At 68.4% G+C, this 12,613-nt stretch carries 11 protein-coding genes; 2 read left to right on the top strand and 9 right to left on the bottom strand.

The genetic code is table 11. The annotated features are described in order from the left end of the window. Window positions 1–170 precede the first annotated feature (170 nt). Window positions 171–857 carry a transcriptional repressor LexA gene (gene lexA / locus EJK91_RS09540; RefSeq protein ID WP_024443833.1) on the top strand — a complete coding sequence of 229 codons (687 nt, stop codon included), beginning with the start codon at window positions 171–173 and terminating at the stop codon, window positions 855–857. A 2-nt stretch (window positions 858–859) separates the two neighbouring features. Beyond that, window positions 860–1,309, top strand: a complete 450-nt coding sequence (locus EJK91_RS09535) for a nuclear transport factor 2 family protein (RefSeq protein ID WP_024443834.1) — start codon at window positions 860–862, stop codon at window positions 1,307–1,309. On the opposite strand, the gene EJK91_RS09530 is transcribed toward EJK91_RS09535, so the two are convergent. The 9 genes from EJK91_RS09530 to EJK91_RS09490 all read right to left on the bottom strand — a co-directional run bounded on the left by EJK91_RS09530 (window position 1,310) and on the right by EJK91_RS09490 (window position 12,180). Further along, complete coding sequence (locus EJK91_RS09530; RefSeq protein WP_239651249.1) at window positions 1,310–3,331, bottom strand: LGFP repeat-containing protein; 2,022 nt, start codon at window positions 3,329–3,331, stop codon at window positions 1,310–1,312. 227 nt (window positions 3,332–3,558) lie between these two features. After that, the gene (locus EJK91_RS09525) at window positions 3,559–4,719 is read right to left on the bottom strand and encodes an acyl-CoA dehydrogenase family protein (RefSeq protein WP_024443836.1); all 1,161 of its coding nucleotides are present in this window, start codon (window positions 4,717–4,719) and stop codon (window positions 3,559–3,561) included. An 81-nt stretch (window positions 4,720–4,800) separates the two neighbouring features. Further along, window positions 4,801–6,186 (bottom strand): DEAD/DEAH box helicase, encoded by a 1,386-nt coding sequence (locus tag EJK91_RS09520; protein WP_024443837.1) that lies wholly within the window; start codon window positions 6,184–6,186, stop codon window positions 4,801–4,803. A 213-nt stretch (window positions 6,187–6,399) separates the two neighbouring features. Beyond that, the gene (hflX, locus tag EJK91_RS09515) at window positions 6,400–7,821 is read right to left on the bottom strand and encodes a GTPase HflX (RefSeq protein WP_125078810.1); all 1,422 of its coding nucleotides are present in this window, start codon (window positions 7,819–7,821) and stop codon (window positions 6,400–6,402) included. Continuing rightward, complete coding sequence (dapF, locus tag EJK91_RS09510; protein WP_125078809.1) at window positions 7,818–8,696, bottom strand: diaminopimelate epimerase; 879 nt, start codon at window positions 8,694–8,696, stop codon at window positions 7,818–7,820. Before dapF ends, hflX begins: the two co-directional genes overlap by 4 nt. Window positions 8,697–8,700: 4 nt before the next feature. Beyond that, window positions 8,701–9,606, bottom strand: coding sequence for a tRNA (adenosine(37)-N6)-dimethylallyltransferase MiaA (gene miaA, locus EJK91_RS09505; RefSeq protein ID WP_125078808.1), 906 nt, complete (start codon window positions 9,604–9,606; stop codon window positions 8,701–8,703). Continuing rightward, a complete protein-coding gene (locus tag EJK91_RS09500; protein WP_125078807.1) occupies window positions 9,603–10,271 on the bottom strand; it encodes a hypothetical protein in 669 nt (222 codons plus the stop codon). Before EJK91_RS09500 ends, miaA begins: the two co-directional genes overlap by 4 nt. A 9-nt stretch (window positions 10,272–10,280) precedes the next feature. Continuing rightward, window positions 10,281–11,198: a DMT family transporter gene (locus EJK91_RS09495; RefSeq protein ID WP_125078806.1), complete on the bottom strand. Its 918-nt coding sequence runs from the start codon at window positions 11,196–11,198 to the stop codon at window positions 10,281–10,283. Window positions 11,199–11,298: 100 nt separating this feature from the next. Further along, on the bottom strand, window positions 11,299–12,180 hold the full coding sequence (locus EJK91_RS09490) for a DMT family transporter (RefSeq protein WP_125078805.1): 882 nt from the start codon (window positions 12,178–12,180) through the stop codon (window positions 11,299–11,301). Window positions 12,181–12,613 lie beyond the last annotated feature (433 nt).

Genomic DNA, 12,613 nt, shown 5'->3' with positions numbered 1-12,613 from the left:
ACTGTTCGAATAGTAATCGATCGTACGTTCGATGTCCGAACATGTGATCGATTCGTTGTCGAAAACATTAGCGAAAGGGTCCGACAAGCCCCCGGCAGTTTCGAACGTCCGCGCGACACACCTCGAACACATGTTTGATTTAACGCAGTTATGCGACTAGATTTGCGCCCATGAGTGACAGCAGCAGCAACCTGGCGGGCCCGGACTCAGCGCTGACCGCCCGGCAGCGAACGATCCTGAATGTCATCCGCGCCTCGGTGAACGAACGGGGTTACCCGCCGAGCATCCGCGAGATCGGCGACGCCGTCGGGCTGACCTCGACCTCTTCGGTTGCGCACCAGTTGCGCACGCTCGAGCGCAAGGGCTACCTGCGCCGGGACCCCAACCGTCCCCGCGCTGTCGACGTCCGTGGCCAGGACGACGTGGCCGGCGCCGCCGAGGCCGCCCAGCGCACCGAGTTCGCCGGTTCGGATGCGCTGCCCGAGCCCACCTTCGTCCCGGTTCTGGGCCGGATCGCGGCCGGCGGGCCGATCCTGGCCGAGGAGGCCGTCGAGGATGTCTTCCCGCTCCCCCGCGAGTTGGTCGGCGAAGGCGAACTGTTCTTGCTCAAGGTGGTCGGCGAATCGATGGTGGACGCCGCGATCTGCGACGGCGACTGGGTTGTGGTGCGCCAGCAGAATGTCGCTGACAACGGCGACATCGTGGCCGCCATGATCGATGGCGAGGCCACCGTCAAGACGTTCAAACGCACCGGCGGTCAGGTCTGGCTGATGCCGCACAACCCCATTTTCGATCCCATTCCCGGCAACGACGCGGTGGTGCTGGGCAAGGTCGTGACCGTCATCCGCAAGATCTGATCGTGTTCGCGCGCCCACCGTTCGATGAGGAGTCGGCACGCCTCAAGGTGCAGGCCGCCGAGGACTCCTGGAACACCCGGGATCCCGCACGTGTGGCGCTGGCCTACACCGAGGACTCGGTGTGGCGGAACCGCGACGAATTTCTCGCCGGGCGTGCGGAGATCGAGGCATTCCTGCGGCGCAAATGGGCCGCCGAACGCGACTACGCACTGCGCAAAGAGCTCTGGTGCTACCAGGGCAACCGAATCGCGGTGCGTTATCAGTACGAATGCTGCGACGCGGACGGCCAATGGTGGCGCAGCTACGGCAACGAGCTGTGGGAGTTCGCCGCCGACGGCCGAATGAGTCGCCGCGAGTCCAGCATCAACGACATCGCGATCACCGCGGCGCAGCGGCGCCTCTTCGGGCCTCGGCCGCAGCGCGAACGCGACCTACCGCTGCCGCTGCGATGATCAGCCGGCCCTGGTGAAGCCGTTAAGCCGGGCCGCATCCTCGGTGGCGAACCAGATCTCGGCCAGGGTGTCGTCATACAGCGCGTTCTGCGGGGTGTAGTAGAGCCCCGAGCCGATGTTCGCCTTGATCGGGTAGCCGTTCGGCTGCTGGTACGGGTCGTCCAGCGGAAGGTGCATCACCGGATGCACGGTTTCGTCGATACCGACCGTGCGCGCTTCGCCGCCACCGCCGAAGGTGCGGGTGTCCGCGCCGCCGCCGAACCTGCGGGGCTCTGGGACAGCGCCGAACCCGCGTGGGTCCGACCCGGCACCGCCGTGACCCACGGCGTGCCGACCGGTGCCGAAATCTTCTTCGGTCACCACCCGCGTGGGGGCGGTGTCGGTGTCGTCATCGTCGTCGACCTCCGCCTCGCTCTCGTGCTCGCCGTAGTGCAGCCACGGCGCATCCGGGATCGAGGAGACGGGCAGTTCAGGCTCGGAGGGATACGGCGATGCGGAGGCTCCGTAGCGACTCGGCAGCCGGACGGTGCCCTCGTGCTCGCGGTGGTCGTCGCGGTGCTCATCACGGTGGTCATCACGTCGGTCGTGGTGGGCCCACTGCTCGTCATCGTCGTCGTAGTCGTCGGCGACCGGGGCCGGCACTGCCACCGGCGAGCCCGGCAGTACAGCGGCCGGCCGACGCCGCTGCCACCACATCGCCACGCCGGCGAGCGCCCCCAGCACTGCCAGCACCACCACCGGGATCAGCACCCACATCCAGTTCCAGTGCGTCTCCTTGGCGGCGCCAGTCGATGTCGACTTGCTGCCGTCGGGCAGATTCGTACCGGGAATTTGCAAGCCCGACAACGATTGCGCGAGCTCGGCCGGTTCGGTGCTGTAGGTGTTGTTCGCCTGGTTCCACGCGATCGAGCCGCCGGTGAACTTCTGCGACACCACGTCACCTTCGACGCTCTGGTCGCCCACGGGGGCGCCCAGCTTTCCGGAAGCTCCGTCGAGCTTGTCCCACGCCGACTTGATCGCCCCGCGTACCACGAAGGCGCCGTTGTCGGGGCTGAAGAAGATCACCGGCTCGTCGTCGGCGGCAAAAGAATTGAACTTGCTGCCCGCCAGCGCTCCGTCAGCCGTGCCGGTGATCGGGAAGCCGAGATCGCTGCCGGCAGGACCGCCCAGCGACTCGTACTTGGCCAGCACGTCGCCTTCAACCGCATTGGCTCCGGTGAGCGGACTGAAATAGACCTTGCCGTGGGCAAAGTCCTGACCCACCCCGCCGTTCTCGCCTATCGCGTACTGATCGCCCTGCTTTGGCCCCAGTGCGCCGGCGGGTCCGCCGGCGCTGCGCCAGACCTGATCGATGGCCGCGGTCGCGTCGACCTGGGCCTGCACATCTGCCAGCTGCGCTGCCAGCTCCGGCGGCACCGTGGTAAACGTCCTGGTCGCGCTGTCGAAGGACAGCGTCCCGGCGCTGAACTTCTGGGTGACGACAGCTCCGTCGTAGCTCTCGTCCTCGACCGGGACGCCGAGCGCACCGGTGGAGCTGCCCAGCTTGTCCCAGCCGGCATTGATCGGCCCGCGCACCACGTGGGCGCCATGTTCGGGTGTCCAGAAGATCACCGGGTTGTCGGGCCCGGAAAGGATGGCCACCCGGCTGTCGGGAACAAGCCCGGGCACCTCATCGCTGCTGGGGAAGCCGAGTCCATTGTCGGCCGCACCGCCCAGTGCCTCGTATTTGTCCAGGATCGCCCCGTACAGCGCCTTCGCGCCGGTCTCCGGGGTGAAGAAGATGGTGCCCCCGGCGAAGTCCTGGGCGAATCCGACACCGGCCGGGTGTACGTCGCCGTTGGGCGCCCCCAGCGGGGATCCGTCCCCGCCGGCCGCCTGCCACGCCGCCGTGATGGCGTCGCGGGCATCGCTGTCGGGCGTCGCCGCAGCGGTTTGCACCGACAAGAGCACGGTGACCGTCGCCGCCAGGCCGAGCGCCATGCGCACCGCCGTCTTGCCGAACCGATCTTTCCGACTAGTCACCAGCCCTCCCAGGCATCATTATCGACATTATCGACGCAAATGTTTCCGGCATAGACTTTCCCGCAATCGGCCCGAGTTTCGAAGCCAAGTCATCGATATTGCGGAAACAGATACCCAGCCGATGCTGAAATGATGCAAAAGCCGCTGCCCCGAACGGAACGAGGGGCGCTACCAAACATGCAGGTAGCGCCCCTGTTGGGGCGCCAAATCGTTCCCGATTGCCTCGGCTAGACGCCGAGGCTGCGGCCGATGATCTCTTTCATGATCTCGGTCGTGCCGCCGTAAATGGTCTGAACGCGGGCATCCAGATAGGCCCGCGCGACCGGGTATTCGCGCATGTAGCCGTATCCACCGTGCAGCTGCAGGCAGCGGTCGATCAGGTGCACCTGCTTCTCGGTGGAATACCACTTGGCCATCGCGGCCTGCTCGACGGTCAACTTCTTGTCCAGGTGGAGCCGCACGAACTCGTCGACCATCATCCGCACCACGGTGGCCTCGGTGGCCAGCTCGGCCAGCAGGAACCGGCTGTTCTGGAAACTGCCGATCGGCTTGCCGAAGGCCTTGCGCTCCTTGGTGTACTGGATGGTCTGCTCCAGCACCGCCTCCATCGCCCCGGCGGCCATGATCGCGATCGAAATGCGCTCCTGCGGCAGGTTCTGCATCAGGTAGATGAAGCCCTTGCCCTCCTCGCCGAGCAGGTTCTCCACCGGGACATGCACGTCGGTGAAGGACAGCTCCGCGGTGTCCTGGGCGTCCAGACCGATCTTGTCCAGGTGGCGGCCACGCTCGAAGCCCTCCATCCCCCGCTCCACGACCAGCAGGCTGAAGCCCTGCGCACCCTTGTCGGGGTCGGTCTGGGCGACGACGATCACCAGGTCGGAGTGAATGCCGTTGGTGATGAACGTCTTGGAGCCGTTGAGCACGTAGTGGTCACCCTGCTTGACCGCGCGGGTCTTGATGCCCTGCAGGTCACTACCGGTGCCCGGCTCGGTCATGGCGATCGCGGTGATCAGCTCACCGGTGCAGAACTTCGGCAGCCAGCGCTGCTTCTGCTCCTCGTTGCACAGTTCCAACAGGTACGGCGCGCAAACGTCGTTGTGCAGGCTAAAACCCAGCCCGCTGTAGCGGCCCGCGGTGACTTCCTCGGTGATGATCGTGTTGTAGCGGAAGTCCGGGTTGCCGCCGCCGCCGTACTCCTCGGGCACCGCCATGCCCAGGAAGCCCTGTTTGCCGGCCTCGAGCCACACGGAGCGGTCGACGATCTTGGCCTTCTCCCACTCCTCCTGGTTGGGCGCGGCGTGCCGATCCAGGAAGGCGCGGAACGACTCCCGGAACAGCTCGTGTTCGGGCTCGAACAGGGTTCGCTGGTACTTGACTGCGGCACTCATTGCCTGACCTCCGGTCGACTGATCTTTCCGACGAGAATAGACCAACCGGATGGTTGGGCGACGCAGTGGTGGGTGTCAGCGCTAGCGCGCCACCCCATCGTGCCGCCGCTGGCCGGCACCGCCCCGCGGCCGGCGCCGGCCACCGGCCTGAGATGCCGGCTGTGCAGCACCGCTGCCGCCACGACGGCGTCGCGGACGGCCGGACCCGCCCGGTGAGGTCTGGCCCGGCGAGGTCTGGCCCGGCGCACTCTTGGCGCGGCCCGGCGGAGCGGCCTTCGGGGCCACCGGGGCGGGCACCCGCAACGGCGCCACCTCCCCCACCAAGTCGCGCACCGAGGCGGAATCTGCTGCCACCTGTTGCGGGGCGACGCTGATGCCCGCGCGGCGCAACAGCACCTGAGTCTCGCGCCGCTGCTCGGGCAGGACGACGGTGACGACATCGCCGGCGCTGCCGGCGCGTGCCGTACGCCCGGAACGGTGCAGGTACGCCTTGTGCTCGGCGGGCGGGTCCACGTGAACCACCAATTCGACCTCATCGACGTGCACCCCGCGGGCGGCGATGTCGGTGGCCACCAGAACCCGCACGTCCCCCTCGGCGAACGCCGCAAGATTGCGCTCGCGGGCCGGTTGAGACAAGTTGCCGTGCAGGTCGACCGACGGCACACCGGACTCGGTGAGCTGGCGGGCCAGTTTCCGGGCCTGATGCTTGGTCCGCAAGAACAGGATTCGCCGCCCGGTGCCGGACGCCAACAGCTGCACCAGATCCTTCTTGTCCTGCAGCCCGGCCACGTGGAACACATGATGGGTCATCGCCGGAGGGGGCGCGTCGAGTTCATCGACGGAGTGCGACACCGGGTTCCGCAGAAAACGCCGAACCAGCTTGTCGACCCCGTTGTCCAGCGTGGCCGAGAACAGTAGTCGCTGACCGGTTTCGGAGGTCGCGGCCAGAATGCGGGTGACTCCGGGCAGGAAGCCGAGGTCGGCCATGTGGTCGGCTTCGTCCAGCACGCTGATGCGTACCGCGTCCAGCGTGATCAGCCGTTGCTTCATCAGGTCTTCGAGCCGGCCGGGGCAGGCCACCACGATGTCGGCGCCTGCGTTGAGCGCGGACACCTGGCGGTTCTGCGAGACGCCACCGAAGATGGTGGTCACCTTCAGCCCACTGGCGGCCGCCAACGGTTCCAGCGTCGCGGCGATCTGGGTGGCCAGCTCCCGCGTGGGTGCCAGCACCAGGCCGGTCGGCCGGGCGGGGCGACGCTTCTCGCCAACCAGCCGAGCTACCAGCGGCAGGGAGAAGGCCAGCGTCTTGCCGCTGCCGGTCTTGCCGCGACCCAGCACATCACGGCCGGCCAGACTGTCCGGCAGGGTCGCCACCTGAATCGGGAAGGGAGCAGCAATACCGCGATTGGCGAGCACACTGACAAGTTCAGCGGGCACGCCGAGTTCGGCGAATGAATTGGTGGTCATGACATGCCTTTCCGGCATCGGCTGTGCCACAGCGGCCGTCAAGGCGGACCGATCTGTCTGCAACACAGAGTTGGCGAGATTGCCTGTTGGCAATAGCGATCGCCGCGAGAAGAGCTTCACACGCCAGCTGAAATCGGCATCAGGGGCCGGACGGCGGTGAGTAAGCGTTCCACGACGCGTGAGCACCAGCCTATAGCACCGGTGCGGCAATACCTAAAAGGCGGCGAATTCCCGCAGACTCGCTGCCAGTGCCGCGGGAACCCGCGCACGGATTCGGGTACCGCCCTCGCCGTGCTCTGCCAGCTGCACCCGGCCTTGTTCATGCACCCTGGCCACCAAATCGCCACGACCGTAAGGGATGACGACATCCACTGCGGTGTCGACCGGGGCCACCAACTGCGCCATCCGTTGGCGCAGCGCGTCAATGCCGTCTCCGGTGTGCGCCGAGACGAACACCGCGTCGGGCAAGGCCCGTCGCAGCTGCGCCAACGCCAGATCTCCGGCGGCGTCAATCTTGTTGACCACCAACAGTTCCGGAGCACGCTGGCCAGTCGGTCCGGAATCGTGCTCGGCGATGACGTCGGAGATCACCTCACGGACCGCGGCGATCTGCGCCAGTGGCGCCGGATCAGAGCCGTCGACCACATGCACCAGCAAGTCGGCATCGGCGACTTCTTCCAGGGTGGAACGGAACGCCTCCACCAACTGCGTGGGCAGGTGCCGAACGAACCCGACTGTGTCGGTCAACACAAAAGGACGGTCATCGTCGAATTGCCCACGGCGCGTAGTCGGTTCCAGGGTGGCGAACAGCGCATCCTGAACGAGCACTCCGGCACCGGTCAGTGCGTTGAGCAGGCTGGATTTGCCGGCGTTGGTGTAGCCGACGATGGCCACCGAATGGACGTCACTGTGCCGGCGGCGGCTGCGCTGGGTGTCGCGCACCTGCTTCATAGCCTTGATCTCGCGCCGCAGCTTGGACATCCGTTCCCGAATACGCCGCCGGTCGGTTTCGATCTTGGTCTCACCGGGACCGCGGGTGCCCACCCCACCGCCGGCGCCGCCGGCCCGCCCACCGGCCTGACGTGACATCGACTCACCCCAGCCGCGCAGGCGCGGCAGCATGTACTGCATCTGCGCGAGCGCCACCTGCGCCTTGCCTTCGGCGCTGGTGGCGTGCTGGGCGAAGATGTCGAGGATCAGCGCGGTGCGGTCGATCACCTTGACCTTGACCGCCTTTTCCAGCGCATTCAACTGGGCCGGGGACAGCTCCCCATCGCAGATGACGGTGTCGGCGCCGGTGGCCAGCACCATCTCGCGCAACTCTTGCGCCTTGCCGGAACCGATATAGGTGGCCGGGTCGGGCCGTTCGCGACGCTGGATCAGGCCTTCGAGCACTTCCGAGCCGGCGGTTTCGGCCAGCGCGGCCAGCTCCACCATGCTGGCGTCGGCCTCGGCGGCGGTGCCTTCGGTCCACACACCGACCAACACCACCCGTTCCAGGCGCAGTTGCCGGTATTCGACCTCGGAGATGTCGGCGAGTTCGGTGGACAGCCCGGCGACACGGCGCAGTGCCGCGCGGTCGTCGAGGTTCAGCTCACCGGTGCTGGGCTGGGGCCTCGAGTCGGGATAGCTCACTGCGCCGCCCACCACCGCGGCGCGATGTCGCCCCGGGCCACCAGCTCCGACGGCCCGCGCAAATAGCTGCCCGCCTCGGTGACGGTGACGCTGACTTGTCCGCCGGGGATGTCGACCCGCAGCGTGCCGGTCGAGACTCCGCTGTACGCCAGGGCCGCCACCACGGCGGCCACCGTGCCGGTACCGCACGAGCGGGTCTCGCCGACACCGCGCTCATGCACCCGCATCGCCACCGCACCCTGGCGCGGAGCGGTCAGGATCTCCACGTTCACCCCATTGGGGAACTGGGCGGTGTCGAACACCACCGGCGCACCGACATCAAGGGCGGCCAGATCGGCCACGGACAATCTCGGATCCACGCAGGCCAGGTGCGGGTTGCCGACGTCGACGCCCAGGCCCGCGAAGCGCTGCCCCCCCACCAGTGCCTCGAAGGCCGGTCCGGAGCTCCCGAGCAGGTTCGGCTTGCCCATGTCGACGGTCACCTCGGCGTGCACGTCGTCGGCGTGGTGCACGACCACCGGTCGCGGGCCGGCCAAGGAACCGACGACGAACTCGTCGGCCGATTCCAGGCCGGCGGCGCGCAGATAGTGCGCGAACACCCGGACTCCGTTGCCGCACATCTCAGCCACCGAGCCGTCGGCGTTGCGGTAGTCCATGAACCAGTCGCCGGGCGCGACTCCCTCGGGCAGCTGGTCGAGCACCCCGGCGCCCGCCGCCGCACCGGCGGTGGTCACCCGCAACAGACCGTCGGCGCCCAGGCCGCGACGGCGGTCGCACAGCGCGGCCACCGCGGCCGGGGTCAACTCCAGTGCCGCGTCCAGGTCCGGCAGCAACACGAAGTCGTTCTGGGTGCCGTGGCCCTTGGCGAAAAGCATGTGCTCAGGATACGTGCCGCACCGCGGCCAGCGCCGCGTCGAGCAGGCCACCGCCGGCGGCGTCGAGCCAATGGGTGCGATGGTCGCGGCGGAACCAGGAGCGCTGGCGGCGCACATACCGGCGGGTGCCGATGAAGGTCGGTTCCTGGGCGCCAGCACCGTCGCCTCCGGCATCGAGGTCGGCGATCACCTGGGCGTAGCCCAGCGCTCTGGCGGCGGTGACCCCGTCCCGCAACCCCGACTGCAGCAGTCCCTGAACTTCGGCGACCAGCCCCTGGGCAAACATGGTCTCGGTGCGAACAGCCAGTCGCTGGTCGAGAATGGCTGTGTCGCAGTCCAATCCGATGATCACGGTATCCCAGCGCGGCGCTCCGATCGTCGGTGCGGAGGCGGCGAACGGCGCTCCGGTCAGTTCCACCACTTCCAGTGCCCGCACGATCCGCCTGCCGTCCGTGGGCAGGATCGCCGCGGCAGCGGCAGGGTCGGCGCCGGCCAGTTCGGCGTGCAGGGCGGCAACCCCGACCTCAGCCAGCCGCTGCTCATAGCGGGCCCGCACCACCGGATCGGTGGCCGGGAACGACCAGTCGTCAAGCAGTGCCTGCAGGTAAAGCATCGATCCACCCACGATGATCGGCACCGCGCCGCGATCCATGATCGCCTCGACGTCCGCCGCCGCGGCCTGCTGATAGCGCGCCACCGTCGCGGTCTGGACGACATCGAGCACGTCGAGTTGATGATGCGGAATGCCGGCACGCTCACCGGGTGGCAGTTTCGCGGTGCCGATGTCCATGCCACGGTAGAGCTGCATGGCATCGGCGTTCACGATCTCGCCGCCCAGCTGTGCGGCCAGGTCCAGTGCCAGTTGTGATTTGCCCGTCCCAGTCGGCCCGACGACCGCTATCGGCCTCACGGTCGCCAGACCCCCACGAAGTAGCCGACGCCATACGGGGCGTCACGGTAGAGCTGCGTGACAGCGCGCGGTGCCGTCCGGGCCAGCCCGGCCAGGGCCGCGAATCCTGCCCGGCCGACGACCTGCGGGGGCAAGCCGGTCAGTGCGGTGACGTCGCCGCCGGCCAGCGCATCGTCGATGGCGCGCTGGCATTCGACGTCGGCCGGGTGGTGACCGCCCGGGGCTGTCGGGGTCAAGGTGTTGGCGCCGTCGGCAACCAGCAACACGCCGGTGAGCTCGCCGGCTTGGTCGATCTCGGTGCGCACCCTCCTGCCGGTGGCCAGCGCCGCGTCCGGGTCCGCGCAGCAGTGCACCCGCACCTCGGCATCGGGTGCGACCTGGTCGCGCACCCACCCGGCGACCAGGGCGGTCAGCGGCAGATCGGCAGGTTGCTGGGCGGTCGGTGACAGCCGCACCGCGACATCAACGCCGAATCCGGCGAATGTGCCGGCGCTCTCGGGCCCGTACACCGCGTCCGGTCCGGCCCCGAGGACGACCCAGCGCGCCGGTAGCGCTCGGGCAGCGGTCAGCGCAGCGGCCCGCAACTCGGCGGCTTCAGCGGCGGTGCCGGCCAGCTCGGGCACCAGCACCGGCGCCGACGGCATGATCGCTATCGGTCCCAGCACGGCACCAAGCTAGCTGGTGGTTGGCGCCGCCACCGGCTCGGCTAGGTCGGCGCCGGCATCGGCGACGATGGTGGCGGCCTCGCCGCGCGCCAGTGCCGCTGTGGCGATCACGATCAGCACCACCCCGATGATCACCGCGACGTCCTCGGTCCCGCCGGCCTGGATGGTCTCGTTGAGCAGCAGTACGCCCAGCGCGCTGGCCACCAGCGGTTTGGCCACGATCATCGTCGGCATGGAGGCGGTCAGCGCACCGGCGCGAAACGCCGACTGCTGGAAGATCATCCCGGCCAACGTCGCCACCAGCCAGGGCACCAGGGCGGGCGCCCGCAGCACTGCGTCGATGCCGTCGGCTTTGAGCACCTCGACCAGGACCTTCGTCAGCAAGGCGAATACCGCCAGCGAGGTACCGGCCACCACCGCCAGGAGCACCGCCGCCGCCGGCCGGCCCTTGTAGATCCGGGCGGCCAGCACACAGCCCACCAGCACCGCGGACAGCACTATTGACACGATGATCCAGGTGGCCGCCGGCGCGTGTTGTTTGCCTTCGGTCGGATCCCCCACCACGACGACCACCGCCAGCGCCGCAGCCAGCAGGATGGCCCACATCCACTCCCAGTTGGTCACCCGGCGATGAGTCAGCCAGGCATACATCGGCAGCGCGAACAGCAGCGCGGTCACCTGCAAACCCGTCACCAGCATCACCGAGCCGACCGCCAGCGCCACCGCCTGCAGCGCGTAGTTCGCCACCGCCGCTGCACCGCCGCCCCACCACCGTGGGTCGCGCAGCGACAACCAGAACAGCTCCAGGTGGCCAACCTGCTGGTCAGTGATCTCCTGGGCCGACCGCTGCCGGATCACGTCGCCGATCGCGGACGCCAGTGCGGCGCACAGCGCGAGCAGCGCCGCTAGGAAATTCCCTGTCGACATGGCCCCCTCCTCAATCGGGCAACGATACCCGCTGTTCACCTTCCGGCTCGGGAGCGAGGGCACCGGCGGCCGCGTACCTGCACCTCCGAAGTCAGTACCGTCAGGCCACCACGACGGCCGGCTCGCCTGCGGTGACCGCCTGATCCCGCGACAGCGCTGCGACCGCGGCGACCAGCGTCGCCACCGCCAGCACCAGCGCGAACGCGGCATCGCGGCCAGGGTCGAGGACCTCGCCGAGCAGGACCACGCCCAGTGTCGCGGCCACTATGGGTTCCAGCACCGTGATCGTCGGCAACGAGGCTGTCAGGGCTCCGGCCCGAAACGACGACTGCTGATACACCGCGCCGGTCAGTGCGACCGCTCCCCATGCGTACAGCTCCGGTGCGGTGAACATTGCGCGCGGGCCGTGGCCGATCAAGTCGACCACTCCCTTGGTCAGCACCGCGAAGATGCCCCACGAGATGGCCGACACCGCTGCCAGCATCACGGCCGCCGCCGCCCGCCCCGCGTAGGCTCGCGCCCCGATCAGACACAGCAACACCGTCGGCCCCAATACCGCGATCACCCCGACCCAGTCATCCAGGGAGGCTCGTTCCTGCCCGGCGGTCGGATTACCGACGGCGATGATGACGAAATCGGCGGCCACCAGCAGCGCCGACCACAGCCAGACCGATCGCCGCAGGCGATGACCGGATTGGCGGGCACCCAGCGGCAACGCGAACAACAGTGAGGTGACCAGCAACGACTCCACCAGCAGCACCGACCCCAGGCCCAGCGCCACGGCCTGCAGGCTCACAGCCACCAGACCCGACACCGAGCCCACCCACCACTGCCGATCGGTCAGCAGCCGGGCGAACAGTGCGGCGGCCCCGATCCCCTGGTCACCGACCCGGTGGGCACTGCGCTGCTGTATCACGTCGCTGATCGCGCCGAACAGCGCGGCGCCGAGCGCAAACAGCACGGCGATGGTCTCTTTCGCCAAGGCCTGCCTCCTACAGGTCTGCGGGTGCCGCGGGCAATACCAGCGGCGATCGGACAGGCTACCGCCCGGTTCACGCGGCGGGCCCAGCTTCGCCTCTCCTCCGTCGAACCTCGCTGAACCGCCGTGCCCATGCGCCGGTCCCAGCTTCGCCTCTCCTACGCCGAACCTCGCTGAACCGCCCCGCCCCTGCGGCGGCCCCAGCTTCGCCTCTCCTACGCCGAACCTCGCTGAACCGCCCCGCCCCTGCGGCGGCCCCAGCTTCGCCTCTCCTACGTCGAACCTCGCTGAACCGCCGAGTTGGCGGCACAGTGTGGCGGGCAACTGCTTGAATACTCTTGAATGCCTCTAGGCAGATCGAAGGCGCCGCGGTGCGCGGCAGATGCGCGGGTTACCCCGCGAAGGGTTAGGTGACGACAGCGATGACCACTGACAG

It is taken from the genome of Mycobacterium sp. P7213 (assembly GCF_900604305.1).
GTDB lineage: Bacteria > Actinomycetota > Actinomycetes > Mycobacteriales > Mycobacteriaceae > Mycobacterium.
Note: the sequence above shows the minus strand (reverse complement) of the source record. Positions and strands in the feature narration are given on the sequence as shown.